Annotated in this window: 10 protein-coding genes; 5 read left to right on the top strand and 5 right to left on the bottom strand. The window is 63.1% G+C overall.

What is annotated here, in order from left to right; genetic code table 11:
• Positions 1 to 3: 3 nt before the first annotated feature.
• The 4 genes from apaG (at position 4) to EP379_RS13300 (ending at position 3,653) form a co-directional block, all read left to right on the top strand.
• Positions 4 to 381 carry a Co2+/Mg2+ efflux protein ApaG gene (gene apaG / locus EP379_RS13285; protein ID WP_127478258.1) on the top strand — a complete coding sequence of 126 codons (378 nt, stop codon included), beginning with the start codon at positions 4 to 6 and terminating at the stop codon, positions 379 to 381.
• 75 nt (positions 382 to 456) lie between these two features.
• Complete coding sequence (locus EP379_RS13290; protein ID WP_127478259.1) at positions 457 to 1,065, top strand: class I SAM-dependent methyltransferase; 609 nt, start codon at positions 457 to 459, stop codon at positions 1,063 to 1,065.
• A gap of 84 nt (positions 1,066 to 1,149) precedes the next feature.
• Entirely contained in the window at positions 1,150 to 1,983 is an 834-nt protein-coding gene (locus EP379_RS13295; RefSeq protein ID WP_127478260.1) for a symmetrical bis(5'-nucleosyl)-tetraphosphatase, read from the top strand.
• 140 nt (positions 1,984 to 2,123) lie between these two features.
• Positions 2,124 to 3,653 carry a methyl-accepting chemotaxis protein gene (locus EP379_RS13300; protein WP_127478261.1) on the top strand — a complete coding sequence of 510 codons (1,530 nt, stop codon included), beginning with the start codon at positions 2,124 to 2,126 and terminating at the stop codon, positions 3,651 to 3,653.
• Positions 3,654 to 4,224: 571 nt separating this feature from the next.
• On the opposite strand, the gene EP379_RS13305 is transcribed toward EP379_RS13300, so the two are convergent.
• The 5 genes from EP379_RS13305 to EP379_RS13325 all read right to left on the bottom strand — a co-directional run bounded on the left by EP379_RS13305 (position 4,225) and on the right by EP379_RS13325 (position 11,174).
• Positions 4,225 to 7,623: a bifunctional diguanylate cyclase/phosphodiesterase gene (locus EP379_RS13305; RefSeq protein WP_127478262.1), complete on the bottom strand. Its 3,399-nt coding sequence runs from the start codon at positions 7,621 to 7,623 to the stop codon at positions 4,225 to 4,227.
• Positions 7,620 to 8,174, bottom strand: coding sequence for a type 3 dihydrofolate reductase (folA, locus tag EP379_RS13310; protein ID WP_232024028.1), 555 nt, complete (start codon positions 8,172 to 8,174; stop codon positions 7,620 to 7,622). Before folA ends, EP379_RS13305 begins: the two co-directional genes overlap by 4 nt.
• Positions 8,175 to 8,217: 43 nt before the next feature.
• Positions 8,218 to 9,096: a thymidylate synthase gene (thyA, locus tag EP379_RS13315; RefSeq protein WP_127478263.1), complete on the bottom strand. Its 879-nt coding sequence runs from the start codon at positions 9,094 to 9,096 to the stop codon at positions 8,218 to 8,220.
• A complete protein-coding gene (gene lgt, locus EP379_RS13320; protein WP_127478264.1) occupies positions 9,093 to 9,878 on the bottom strand; it encodes a prolipoprotein diacylglyceryl transferase in 786 nt (261 codons plus the stop codon). Before lgt ends, thyA begins: the two co-directional genes overlap by 4 nt.
• 102 nt (positions 9,879 to 9,980) lie before the next feature.
• Positions 9,981 to 11,174, bottom strand: a complete 1,194-nt coding sequence (locus EP379_RS13325; protein WP_127478265.1) for a class I SAM-dependent rRNA methyltransferase — start codon at positions 11,172 to 11,174, stop codon at positions 9,981 to 9,983.
• 321 nt (positions 11,175 to 11,495) lie between these two features.
• Between EP379_RS13325 and EP379_RS13330 the strand changes: the two genes are divergently transcribed.
• Entirely contained in the window at positions 11,496 to 14,069 is a 2,574-nt protein-coding gene (locus EP379_RS13330) for a putative bifunctional diguanylate cyclase/phosphodiesterase (protein WP_127478266.1), read from the top strand.
• Positions 14,070 to 14,166 lie beyond the last annotated feature (97 nt).

Raw genomic sequence — 14,166 nt, forward strand, 5'->3', positions numbered from 1 at the left:
GCGATGAACGACAAATACCGTATTGCCGTCGAGGTGGAAACCCAGTACCTGGACGAACAATCCCTGCCGGAGGAAGACCGCTACGTCTTCTCCTACACCATCACCATCCGCAACACCGGCAGCGTGGCCGCCAAGCTGCTGTCACGGCACTGGATCATCACCGACGGCAACGGTGCGGTGCAGGAGGTGCAAGGGGCCGGCGTGGTGGGCGAACAGCCGCATCTGGAGCCGGGCAAGCACTTCCGCTACACCAGCGGCACCGTGCTCGACACGCCGGTGGGGGCGATGCAAGGCAGCTACCAGATGCGCGCCGACGATGGCCACGAATTCGATGCCGATATCCCGGTATTCCGCCTATCGATGCCCAAGACTTTGCACTAGCGAAGTAGCAAGTCGCAAGTGACAAGTTCCAAGTGTTTTTCTTGCACTTGTCACTTGGAACGTGGAACTGATGTCATGTCTCTACGCCACAGCTACACCCTGTTCGCCCCCATCTACGACCTGGCGCTCGACCGGGCGAGCCGGGCGCTGCGCCGCGACAGCCTGCAGCGGCTGCCGGTACAGGAGGGCGATGTGCTGCTTGCCGGCATCGGTACCGGACTCGACATCCCGCATCTGCCACCCGGCCCCTGCTACATCGGGCTCGACCTGACACCGGCGATGCTGCGCAAGGCGCGGCGGCGCAGCGCCGGACGCGACGACATCCGCCTGCACCTGGGCGATGCCATGCAGTTGCCCTACCGGGACGCCAGTTTCGATGCGGTGGTACTGCACCTGATCCTCGCCGTGGTACCGCAACCGGAGCGGCTGCTGGCCGAGGCCGAGCGCGTGCTCCGGCCTGGCGGCCACATCCTCATCGTCGACAAGTTTCTGCGCCCCGGGCAGCGCGCGCCGCTGCGCCGCCTGCTCAACCTCATCACCCGCCACATCGCCACGCGCACCGACGTGGTGTTGGAGGATGTCCTCGCCTGCTGCACGCATCTGCATCTCAAACTGGACGAGCCGATACTGGCGCGGGGATGGTTTCGCCGCATCGAGTTGAGGAAAGTGACAGGTGACGAGTGACAAGCAGGCGTGTTGGTCTTTTCTTGCAACTTGTGTCTTATAACTTGTAACTTCACTGCTTTACACAACCCGGTAGACAGAACCGTGTCCACATACGCCATCGGCGACATCCAGGGCTGCTATGACCAGTTGCTGCAGCTGCTGGAGCAGATACGCTTCGATCCTTCCAGCGACCGGCTGTGGTTTGCCGGCGACCTGGTGAATCGCGGCCCGAAATCATTGCAGGTACTGCGCTTCGTGCGCGATCTGGGCGACAATGCCATCACCGTACTGGGCAATCATGACCTGCACCTGCTGGCGGTATGGCAGCAGAAGCACCACCACTTCAGTTCCAACGACACCCTGCTGCCCATCATGCAGGCACCGGACCGCGACGAGCTGTGCAACTGGCTGCGTCGGCAACCACTGCTGCATCACGATGCCCAGCTGGACTATGTGATGGTGCACGCCGGCCTGCCGCCGCAGTGGGATCTGGCCACGGCGCGGCGTCTGGCCGGCGAAGTGGAAACGGTGCTGCGCGGTGATGACTTCCTCGCCTTCATGGAAAACATGTACGGCAACAAACCCAAGCTGTGGAAGGAAGAGTTGCGCGGCTGGGATCGCCTGCGCTTCGCCGTGAACTGCTTTACGCGCCTGCGTTTCTGCACGGCCGCCGGCGAGCTGGATTTTCATCACAAGGGGAAACCGGGCAGCGCGGAGCCAACCGTGCTGCCATGGTTCGCCGTGCCCGGACGGCGCAGCTGCGACCAGCGCATCCTGTTCGGCCACTGGTCCACGCTCGGCTTCCACCGGGGCGACAACGTCTGCGCCCTGGATACCGGCTGCCTGTGGGGGGGCGCACTCACCGCCCTGCGTCTGGAGGACGGCACCGCCTTCCACATCGACTGCCCCGCCACCTGCGCCCCCGGAGCCGAGTGATGCCGACCCCTTGATGCACGTCAAGTGGATACTGCCACGGCGCTTTTACACTCTATACTCACGAAACACCGTCCTGTTGCCCCCCGGCGCCGGACGCAATCCAGCGGCAGGATGCCGCGCCCGCGCGGAGACTCGCTGCGATGCTCATTCGAAACCGTTCCCTGTCCTTCAATATCCTGCTGCTCGCCGTCGTCATCGGCGCCCCCTATGCGGTGCTGTGGGGCTGGCTGCTCGCCGAGGGCCGCATCGGTCTGGACGTCATGGCCTGGGTAGTGGCGCTGCTGGTGCTCGATGCCGTCGTCATGGTGCTGTTCGTGCGCGGCCTGATGCAGCCGCTGCGTACCGTCAGCACCATCATGCGCCATGTCGCCGAGGGCGACTTCACCGTCGAGGTGCACAACCCCTATCAGGGACAGATCGGTGACATGCTCACCGACGTCGCCACCTCGGTACACGCCAACCGCACCATGATGGAACGCATCCTCGGCAACACCGTGAATATCGCCTCGGCCAGCTTCGAAACGGTCAGCGCATCCTCCAAGGTAGTGTTCAACGTCGAAGCGGAAGAGAATCACGTCCACAGCATCTCCGAGGCCAGCCGCCAGATCAGCGCCACCGTCGCCGGCACGGCGGAAAATGCCCGCAGCGTCAGCTCGGCCGTCAATGCACTGAGCGCCACGGTGAGCGAGGGCAACAGCCTCGCCCAGCAGACCCTGGAGAGCATGAGCCAGCTGGCCGAGACCGTGGGCGAGGCGGCGGCCAAGGTGGAGGCGCTGGGTGATTCGTCACGGCGCATCGGCGAGATCACCGCCGTGATCAACGACATCGCCGGACAGACCAACCTGCTGGCCCTCAACGCCGCCATCGAGGCGGCGCGCGCCGGCGAGCACGGGCGCGGCTTCGCGGTGGTGGCCGACGAGGTGCGCAATCTGGCGGAACGCACCAGCAAGGCAACCAGCGAGATCGCGGCCATGATTCACTCCATCCAGAGCGAAATCGCGGCCGTCACCACCACCATGCAGACCGGTGTCGATCGCGCCGACAACAGCCGCCAAGCGGCCCTGCAAACCGGCGCGGCCTTCGATACGGTAAAGGGTGGCATCGAGACCGTGACCACCCTCATTGGCCAGATCGCTGCCGCTGCCAGCGAGCAGCAGACGGCCACCGAGGAGATTGCCGCCAGCATCCAGATGATCTCCGAACTCGCCAGCAACAACACACGTCAGGCACACAGCGCCGTCGATACCATCGAACAGATGAATGCCGTGATCGGCGATCAACTGCGCACGCTGGAGCAGTTCCAGATCCCGCACAAGGCGGTGCTGGTCGCCAAGTCCGATCACATGCTGTGGAAGAAGCGTCTCACCGAACTGCTGCTCGGCCGCACCCAGATGCGCTCCAGCGAGGTGACCGACCACCACTCCTGCCGCTTCGGCAAGTGGTACTACAGCAGCGGCAAGGAGATGTACGGCGGCATCGCGGCATTCCGCGCCATCGAGGAGCCGCACCGCCAGATCCATGCCATCGCCCGCCAGGTAGTCGAGATGCACGAGACCGGCAACAAGACCGAGGCACAACGCCTGGTGGAGCAGCTCAGCGCCCCCACCGCCGAGGTGCTGGCGCGGCTGGACGAATTGCACCGCATGGCGGCGGGAAAAAGTGACAAGTGACAAGTGACAAGTGACAAGTGACAAGTGACAAGTGACAAGTGACAAGTGACAAGTGACAAGTGACAAGTGACAAGTGACAAGTGACAAGTGGGATTGTTCGCTTCTTCTTGTAACTTGTCACTTTTAAGGAAGGTCTGAATAAGTCCATCCTGGACTTCTCAGGTCGCTCCCGCCCCTCCCTGGGCTGCGCGACATAAGTCCATCCGTGGACAAAACCACGCCAAGCGAAACGTGTGATTTTCGCTTGGCTTCATTTTTCAACGACTTATCGTCGTTGAAAAATGGCGGCACATCCCTGTGCCGCGGAAGCTCTGAACTTATTCAGAGCTTCCCTAACAAGCGTGTCCTGACCCTCATCACATCGCCACGGGACATCCAAGTCACCCTGGCAACATTCGGATTCAGGACAAACATGCGCTTCGCGCGGCCCCGGCACGTCCTGCGTCCCACGGGCCTCGTTGAGGCCCTGGCCACAAATGACTCTACGCCGACACACCTTGGCTGCTCCGCCCGCCAAGGCCCGGCTACCGGGGGCTCCTTCGCCGTCCGGGCTCAGTCACTTGTATCTGCTCTATCCTTCCAACATCCGCTCGAACTCCGCCAACGGCAGCGGCCGGCCGAGCAGATATCCCTGATATTCCTCGCAGCCCTGGGCCTGTAAGAAAGCCAGTTGCGCCTCCGTCTCCACACCCTCGGCGATCACCTCCAATTGCAGGCTGCGCGCCATGGCTATGATGGTAGTGACGATGGCGGCATCATTGCGATCGTCAGGGACGCCGTCGACGAAGGAGCGATCGATCTTGAGACGGTCCACCGGCAGGCGCTTGAGATAGCTGAGTGACGAATAGCCGGTACCGAAGTCGTCGATGGCGAGGGTGATCCCCAGCGCCTTGAGTCGCTCCAGGGTGCGCACACCCATCTCGGCATGGCTCAGCACGAAGCCCTCGGTAATCTCCAGTTCCAACCAGTGCGGATCGAGCCCTGTCTCGCTCAGTGCCTCACTCACCGTGGCCACGATGTCGCCATGCACGATCTGCTGGCCGGAAATGTTCACGGCAATACGCAGCGGCCGCCCCTGTTCCTGCCATCGTTGTGCCTGCCGGCAGGCGGCGTGCAATACCCAACGCCCCAAGGTCAGAATCAGGCCGGTCTCCTCCGCCAACGGGATGAAGCGGTCCGGCGGGATCAACCCCTTTTCCGGATGCTGCCAGCGCACCAGGGCTTCAGCCCCCACGCAGGACGAGCCATGCAGCGTCGCCTGTGGCTGGAAGTGCAGCAGCAATTCATTACGCTCCAGCGCCTGACGCAGGCCGCGCTCCAGTTCGAAACGTTCCAGACTGAGACGGGTCAGCTCCGGCGTGTAGAACTGGTAATTGTTGCGCCCCATCTCCTTGGCACGATACATCGCGGTATCGGCATTCTTGATCAACGTGTCGGCATCACCGCCGTCGTCGGGGAAGAGGCTGATGCCGATGCTGGCACCGATATAGAGGTCATGCTGATCCACCTGTAGCGGCTCGCGCAGGCACTCCAGAATCTTGCGCGCCACCACCGCGGCATGCTGCGGATCGTGCAGCTCCTCCAGGATCAGCAGGAACTCGTCACCGCCCAGACGCGCCACCGTGTCCTGATCGCGCACCACTTCATTGAGACGATGCGCGACCACCTGCAGCAGGCGATCGCCTACCGGGTGGCCGAGGCTGTCATTGACGTTTTTGAAACGGTCCAGATCGAGGAACAGCACGGCAAGGAGCTGGCCACTGCGGCGCATGCGCTCCAATGCATTGTGCAAGCGGTCCTGCAACAACACGCGATTGGGCAGGTCGGTCAGCAGGTCGAAATGCGCCAGGTGATTGATGCGCTCTTCCGTGGCCTTTTTCTCAGAGATATCGGTGAACACGCCGATGTAGCGCGTGGGCTCACCCTGGGCGTTTTTCACCACACTGAGATTCTGCCAGGCCGGAAACACCTCGCCATTGCTGCGTCGATACCACACCTCACCCTGCCAACTTCCCTGCGCATCCACCACTGCCCACAGGTGTTCGCAACTATGCGCTTCCAGTTGCTCGGTACTGAGCACTTCACGCAGCAGGCGACCCGCCACGGCTTCCGCACTGTAACCGGTGATGGTAAAGAAGGCCTGGTTTACGTCCACGATGCGGTGATCCGGTCCCAGGATCATGATGCCTTCCTGGCTACCCTCGAACACGCTCGCCGCCAGACGCAGCTGTTCCTCGGTTTGCCGCACCCGGGTCAGGTCCTTGATACCCATCAGGATACCGATGGAGTGACCGTTACCATCGCGGATGATCCGGATGGAGGTCTCGATGGGGCGACCGAGCGGATTGCTGGGATCGTCGGCATCCATGGTGACGTAGGCGTCCTCGCGCAGGCGCCGTGCATGACAGATGGGGCATTCCGTCTTCTCGCCGTGCGGATGCATCAGCTCGGCGATGTCATGACCGATCACCTGTTCCGCTGTCAGATTGAACAGACGGAAGAAGGCACGGTTGGCGCGCAATACGCGATCCTCCAGATCCAACAGGTAAACGGCATCCTCGAAGAAGTCCATGGCATAGGACCACTCCTGGGCTGATTGCTGCAGCGCCAGTTCGGCCCGGCGCCGCTCGGTGACATCGCGTCCCAACACCACCAGCCCCTTGCGCTCGCCCGCCGGCCCGAACACCGGCACCTTGATCACGTCATAGATATGGGTCTCACCCTGTACCGTGGGAATCGCCTCCTCACCGCGTGACACAGTGCCGGCACGCCAGGCCTGTTCATCGCTGACCTCGCAGGCGAGAAATGAATCGCGATACAGCGGATCGGTGAATGCCGCCAACTCCACATCGGTCTTGCCCTGGTAATCCACGCCGACCAGGCTGAACAGTTCCAGATCGGCCTGATTGGCCTCCAGCCAGCGCCCCTGACCATCCTTGAAGCAGATAATGTCGGGTGTGGCATTGATCAGGGTGCGCAGACGTTGCTCGCTCTCGGCCAGGGCGCGCGAGGTCTTCACCACCTCGCTGCCCAGCGGACGGATCAGACGCGCCGTCAACAGGGTGCCGACGACCAGCATCAGCAGAATGGTCAGCGCCGGCAACAACAACTGCTGCTGCACCGGCAGATATAGATCGCTACCGCGCACGCTCACCGCCAGTCCCCAGCCGGCGAAGCCCGGCACCGGCTCATGGAACAGGATGCGCCCGCTTTCTTCGGCGACGAACATGCCGGTATGGCCGGCACCGGCCAGTTGCAGGACCTGGCGCAGGCTGCCGCCGGCCGGCAGCAGAGAAAGCTGACTGGCCTGTGCATCGGTGGTCAGCACGGCGGCCTGCGACAGCTCGCCCAGATACTGGCGTGCCGCCATGCCGAAGGCCGCCTTGTCGACCAGCAGCTTCAGCAGGGTGTCGAGCTGGAACACCACGATGTCGGTGCCTACGCGCTCGGCCTGGCGATTGAGAATCGGCGCGCCGATCAGCAGATAGGGCGCGTCATTGATGAGCACCGGGCCGTGGATGAGCGGTTCATGTGCCTGCGCCGGCGGCAACCGCCAGTCGGCGCGCGGCGGCTGCAACCCGAGCAGCACCGCCGGTTCGCCGGCTGCATCGAGACGCACCAGGCCGACGACATCGGAACTCTGCCCCAGGGCGTCCTGCAGACGCGGCGCGCTGAAGGCCACCAACTCTGCCCGCGCGATCTCGCCGCGGTTGTACTGCTCCAGCCGGTCGCGGATCACGCTGCGACTGGTGAGCTGCATGGCGACATCCGTCAGCTTGCCGAAGTACTGCGCGATGCCTTGCGCCTGTCCATGCACCTGAGAACGCAAGGCCTCCTCGCTGTGCTGGCGCCCCTGCAGATACAGCGGCACGCCCGTCGCCAGCCCCACCACCAGACCGGTGAGCAGGATGCCCAGCATGGAGAACAGTAGGATGCGGCGTTGCAACCAGTCGGTCTTCTGCGCGGTCACGCTGCGTCCCTCTTCCGTTCGAGGATCAGAAAACTGAAGGCATAGGGATTGCTCTCGTCGGCGGGATGATCGCCGCGCTCCACCTCGCGCCAGTCGTCCCAGTCAAATGCGGGAAACCACGCATCACCGTCCACCGCGGCGTGCACCAGGGTCAGGATCAGGCGATCGGCCCGCGGCAGCATCTGCCGGTAGAACGATTCCCCGCCGATGATCATCACCTCGGGCGCATCACCGGCGGCGTGCAGCGCTTCATCGATGGAGTGCGCCACCGTGATGCCCGGCACCTGATACGCCGTATCGTTGGTGATTACGATATTGTGCCGCTCCGGTAACGGTCGGCCCAGGGACTCGAAGGTCTTACGCCCCATCAGGATCGGCTTGCCCAGGGTATGGCGGCGGAACCACTTCATGTCGCCGGGCAGATGCCAGGGCAGGCGGTTCTCGATGCCGATGACGCGGTTCTCCGCCAGGGCGACGATAATGGAAATGATTGGTTTCGCGTTTCGGGTTTCGGATTTCGAAACATCACCTTCGTCATGCACTGTGTCCACCGTTGGCACGTTCGCCTCCTGTTCGAAATTCGGAACTGCGGTTTTATACCGCTACGGGCGCCTTGATGGCCGGATGGCACGTGTAGCCGACCAGCTCGAAATCCTCGAACTTGAAGTCGAACAACGATGTCACCGCAGGATTGATTTTCATCTGTGGCAACGGATACGGCGTGCGCGCCAGCTGCGTCTGCGCCTGCTCCAGATGATTGAGATAGAGATGGGCATCGCCCAAGGTATGCACGAAGTCGCCCGGCTTCAGCCCGGTGACCTGCGCCACCATCATGGTGAGCAAGGCGTAAGAGGCGATGTTGAACGGCACGCCGAGGAAGATATCGGCGCTGCGCTGATACAACTGGCAGGACAGCCGGCCGTCGGCGACATAGAACTGGAACAGGGTATGACAGGGCGGCAGGGCCATTTTTTCCACTTCGGCCACGTTCCAGGCCGAGACGATGATGCGGCGGGAATCGGGGTTGTTCCGGATCTGCTGTACCACCTGGCTGATCTGATCGATGGTGCCGCCGTCGGGTGTCGGCCAGGAACGCCACTGGTGACCATAACCGGGACCGATGCCGCCCCACCGACGCGCGAACTCCGCATCGTCGCGGATACGGGCGACGAAATCGGCCAGCGCCATGTTGTCGCCCGTGCTCTTCACATAGACCGCATGCGGCCACTCATTCCAGATGCCGACGCCGTTATCGACCAGATACTTGATGTTGGTATCGCCGGCCAGAAACCAGAGCAACTCGTGAATGATGCCCTTGAGAAACACCTTCTTGGTGGTGAGCAGCGGAAACCCCTCGGCCAGGTTGAAGCGCATTTGATAACCAAACACGCTCACCGTCCCGGTGCCGGTACGATCTTCCTTACGCGTGCCGTGCTCCAGCACATGGCGCATCAGATCCAGATACTGCTTCATGCTCTCCCCCTTTTTAGCGCCAGCACCATCAATACGATACCGGCCAGCAACAGCGGCAGCGACAATACCTGCCCCATGGTCAGCCAGCCGAAGGCCAGATAGCCGAGATGGGCATCCGGCTCGCGCACGAACTCCACCAGGAAACGGAACGTCGCATAACAGATGGCGAACAGGCCGGACACCGCCATCACCGGCCGCGGCCGGCTGGAATACAGCCACAGGATGGCGAACAGCAGGACGCCCTCCAGCAGGAATTCATACAACTGATTGGGATGGCGCGGCAGCGGCCCGGCGCCGGGAAACACCGTCGCCCAGGGCACGTCGCTCACCTTGCCCCACAGCTCGCCGTTGATGAAGTTGCCGATGCGGCCGGCGCCGAGACCGATGGGCACCAGCGGCGCGATGAAGTCCACCACCGCGAAGTAGTGCAGCCCGAGTTTACGCGCGAACAGCCCCAAGGCCACCAGCACGCCGAGCAGGCCGCCGTGGAACGACATGCCACCCTGCCACACCTTGAACAACAGCAGCGGCTCGGCCAAGAAGGCGGAGAAGTTGTAGAACAGCACATAGCCGATGCGCCCGCCCAGCACCACGCCGAGGGCGACATAGAACACCAGATCGTCCACCTGGGCCGGCGTCATCACTGCACCGGGGCGTTGTGCCCGCCAGCGCCCCAGCCACCAGCCGCTGGCGAAGCCGACCAGATACATCAGGCCATACCAATGCACCTTGAGCGGGCCGAGATTGAAGGCGACCGGGTCGATGTCGGGATAGGTCAGCATCGGGGCAGTATCCTTAAAGACAGTTGCAAGTTACAAGTTCCAAGTGACAAGTAACTGCCCCTCTTTTCACTTGCAACTTGCCACTTGTCTCTTGCAACTGATTCACAACATCACCGACCGCGCGGTAAAGCACTTGATGTATTCGGTCTCGGGGATCGCCGGGTGCAGCGGATGGTCCGGGCCCTGGTGGCCCTGTTCCAGGATCTGCAATTGGCGATCGAGATGCCGCGCGCTCTGGTGCAGCAGGTCGAGGAACACCTCGCGCTGCAGGTGGAACGAACAGGAGGCGGCGACGAGGATGCCGTCCTTGCCGAGCAGCTGCAGCGCCGCCTGGTTGATGCGGCGGTAGGCCTGGATGCCTTCCTTGGCGTCCTTCTTGCGCTTGATGAAGGCCGGCGGATCGACGATCACCACGTCATAGCGCGCCTTGTCGGCGCGCAGCGCCTTGAGCGCCTCGAAGGCATCGCCCTCGATGGCGTCCACCCGGTCCGCCACGCCGTTCAACTCCGCATTGCGCCGCACCTGATCCAGGGCCGGGCCGGAGGCATCCACGCAGGTCACCTGCGCCGCGCCGGCCACCGCGGCGGCGATGCCCCAGCCGCCGATGTAGCTGAACACGTCCAGCACGCGGCCGCCGCGCACATAGCGCTGCATGCGCGCGCGGTTGTCGCGGTGGTCATAGAACCAGCCGGTCTTCTGGCCGGTGAGCAGCGGCGCCTCATAGCGCACGCCGTTCTCCACCACCGCCACCCTGTCCGGCGCCTCACCCAGCGCCGTCGCCACGTAGCTGTCCAGCCCCTCCGGTGCCCGCGCCGCGCTGTCGTTGCGCAGCAGGATCGCCCGCGGCTTCACCACCTTGTCCAGCGCCGCCACTACATCCTCCTTCAGCACCTCCATGCCGGCGGTGGTGATCTGCGCCACCAGCACGTCGCCGAAACGGTCCACCACCAGCCCCGGCAGCAGATCGCCCTCGCCGTAGACCAGGCGGTAATAAGGCTCGGCATACAGGCGCTCGCGCAGCGCCAGGGCGACATTGAGACGATGCACCAAAAGAGAGCGGTCCAGCCTCTGGGCCGGGTCGCGGCTGACCAGGCGTGCGCAAATCAGTGAGTGAGGATTCACATAGCCCGTGCCCAGCGCCTTGCCGTCGCTGGCAATGATTTGCACCGGCTGGCCGGGGGTGAAGGCGGTGAGCGGAGTGCGCTCCACGTTCACCTCGTTGCTGTACACCCACAGATGCCCCTGACGCAGACGGCGTTCTTCGTTCTTTTTCAACAACAGCGGGGCAAGCTCCATGGTCGGCACCAACGGGAATGACGGACCGGCATTATCGCAAATTCAGCGTCTCCGTTGGGGTGATGTGCCATAGGGAAGCTCTGAATGAGTCCGGAGCTTCCGCGGCACAGGGATACGGTCGCCCGCGACGGCGGCCTCCCGGTCTGCCCCATTTGATACACGTCAAACGTCCGCCCACCGCGCCTGTGCTAGGGTGCCCGGGGTCGTCGTATTAACACAGGAAATGTGTGAGAATCGATGCGCTGCCCGCCGACCCACCGGCGGGGTGTCCAAATAACAAGCGACCAGCAAGGACTGGGTCGCACCGGATGCAGGGGTCGTATGTCTTCGCTCAAAACCATCAAGGCGTTCATCCTGACCGCCGCCCTGGGCGTGTCCCTGGTACTGTTCCTCGGCATGTACCTGGCCACGACGCGTGTCTATGACCGTGCCGTCAACGAAAGTGCCGCCGCCCTGGCCGACACCGTGGCCCAGGGCACCTTCAATGCCATGTACCAGATCATGCGCCGCGGCTGGACCCGCGAGCAGCTGGAGGAATTCATCGGCGCCATCCAGTCCTCTGCCGAAGACGCCACCTACAAAGTCACCATCTATCGCGGCGCTCTGGTCAGCGAGCGCTTCGGCACCATACAGCAGCCGCCCATCGACCCGCTGGTGGAGCGCACCCTGTTCCGCGGCAAACCGCAGAGCGAGGAAGTCCCCGGCGGCGTGCGCAGCGCACGCCCCCTGGTCGCCCGCGTCGAATGCCTGCGCTGCCACAGCAATGCCAAAAGCGGCGACGTGCTCGGCGTGATCACCGTGCATCAGGAACTGGCCCCCTTGGTGGCCAAGGCGAAGGCGGACCTGCTGCTGCCCCTGCTGCTCATCGCCCCGCTGCCCTTCGTCGTCGCCCTTGGCGTGGCCCTGTTCCTCAACCGCCGCATCAACGACTCCCTCGCCATGCTGCAGGGCAACATCGACACCGTGAACAAGGTGTCCGATCTCACCCACATCGAATTGCAACAGGTCGACCTCGGCTTCAATGAATTGAACACCCTGTTCGCCAAGGTGGAGGAACTGGCCGCCAAACTGCGCGGAGTGGCGGTGGACAAGGAGCTGCTGGAGTTCGAGATCCGCCTGCTGGAGAAATTCGTCATCACCTCCGAGGTGGTGCGCGACTGGCGCGAGTATGTCGGCTACCTGATGGTGGACATCAACAAGGTCATCGACGCCTACACCCTGTTCTCCATCTTCAAGGTGGACGACGAGCTGTTCGATCTGGATATCTTCTGGATCCGCCCGCCCTCCGCCGCCACCCGCGCCATGATGGAAGAGTCGGTACGCCGCATCCTGGCCAACAGCAGCCAGTTCAGCGACGTCAGCACCGTCACCATCAACCACAATATCGCCCAGGCCGACGGCCCGGAGATCGTGCTGGATCATGCCGGCATCGAGCTGCAGACCAAGACCCTGCTGGTGGACACGCCGAAGATCGGCGGCATCGTCGGCATCGGCGTGCACGCGGCGCTGAAGCGCGACGAAATGCGCATGCTGGTGATCGAGAGCATCCTCTCCACCCTGCTCAACGTCGTCGGTTCGGTGAAGGCCATCTACAAATACACCAAGGACCTTGAGTTCTATGCCACGCGCGACCCGCTCACCAACCTGTACAACCAGCGCCTGTTCTGGGAGATGCTCGGCTACGAGGTGAGCCGCGCCGAGCGCCACAGCTACCAGTTCGCCGTGCTGGTCATCGACCTGGACAACTTCAAGGCCATCAACGACAGCTACGGCCATGCCTTCGGCGATCGCTTCCTGCAGGCCTTCGCCACCAGCATCCACGGCGCCCTGCGCACCGGCGACATCCTGGCGCGCTACGGCGGCGACGAGTTCGTGGTGGTGCTGCCGGAGAGCGGGGCGGAACAGGCCTATGCGGTAAGTGAACGCATCCTCGCCAACAGTGCCGACCTCAGCCTGCAATCCCCCGATCTGGCCACCGTACAGGCCACGGTATCCATTGGCATCGCGATCTATCCGGAGCACGCCAAGGACCCCAAGGACCTGTTCCTGTTTGCCGACAACATGATGTACAAGGCCAAGACGGGCGGCAAAAACCGCATCGGTTTCCCCACCGCCGACGACGTCGTCGAGGTGTTCCGCAGCATCGGCGAGAAGAGCCTGATCATCGCCAACGCCATCACCGACAAGCGGGTGGTGCCCTACTTCCAGCCGATCCTCGACGTCAGCAGCAATGAAGTGATTGCAGTGGAAGTGCTGTCGCGTATCCACCTGGAGGGTGCCCAGGTAATGGGGGCCCACGAATTCATCGAGATAGCCGAAAAGACCGGCCTGATCCACAAGCTGGACTACGTGGTGATGGAGAAGTCCTTCGAGCAGGTGCAGAAGACCGGCTACCACGGCAAGATCTTCGTCAACCTGTCACCGCGCGCCCTGGTGCTGAACGAATTCATTCCCGAGGTGAAGCGTCTCACCACCAGCTACCACATCCCGCCGGAGCAGGTGGTATTCGAGATCACCGAGCGCGACACGGTGAAAAACATCACCCTGCTGGAGCAGTTCGTCAACGACCTCAAGCTGGAAGGCTTTGGTCTCGCCATCGACGACTTCGGCTCCGGCTTCTCCTCCTTCCACTACCTGAAGCGCTTCCCCATCGACTACGTCAAGATCGAGGGCGACTTCATCGTCAACATGATCAACGACCCGCGCGACCGCGCCTTCGTCCACAGCATCGCCGACCTGGCCCAGCAGCTCGGCATCCAGGCCCTGGCCGAATTCGTGGAAAACGAGGAGGTGCTGGAACACATCCGCCAGGCCGGCATCCCCTATGCCCAGGGCTACCACATCGGCCACCCCAGCCGCGACCTGCCCGCCGTACTGGCACGCCGCGCCGACTAGCCCGCCCGGCCGGACGACAGTCCGGCCTACATCTCCGCCCCGAATCGTGCTACACATGCGCCACGAGACGGGGCGGCTGCCCGGAACTGTGACTGTC

Source organism: Sulfurivermis fontis, from assembly GCF_004001245.1.
Lineage (GTDB): Bacteria > Pseudomonadota > Gammaproteobacteria > Thiohalomonadales > Thiohalomonadaceae > Sulfurivermis > Sulfurivermis fontis.

Excerpts from the sequence above, each read along its gene's own strand:
- apaG (WP_127478258.1), top strand. The coding sequence starts at position 4 with ATGAACGACAAATACCGTATTGCCGTCGAGGTGGAAACCCAGTACCTG.
- EP379_RS13290 (WP_127478259.1), top strand. The coding sequence starts at position 457 with ATGTCTCTACGCCACAGCTACACCCTGTTCGCCCCCATCTACGACCTG.
- EP379_RS13300 (WP_127478261.1), top strand. The coding sequence starts at position 2,124 with ATGCTCATTCGAAACCGTTCCCTGTCCTTCAATATCCTGCTGCTCGCC.
- thyA (WP_127478263.1), bottom strand. The coding sequence starts at position 9,096 with ATGAAGCAGTATCTGGATCTGATGCGCCATGTGCTGGAGCACGGCACG.
- lgt (WP_127478264.1), bottom strand. The coding sequence starts at position 9,878 with ATGCTGACCTATCCCGACATCGACCCGGTCGCCTTCAATCTCGGCCCG.
- EP379_RS13325 (WP_127478265.1), bottom strand. The coding sequence starts at position 11,174 with ATGGAGCTTGCCCCGCTGTTGTTGAAAAAGAACGAAGAACGCCGTCTG.
- EP379_RS13330 (WP_127478266.1), top strand. The coding sequence starts at position 11,496 with ATGTCTTCGCTCAAAACCATCAAGGCGTTCATCCTGACCGCCGCCCTG.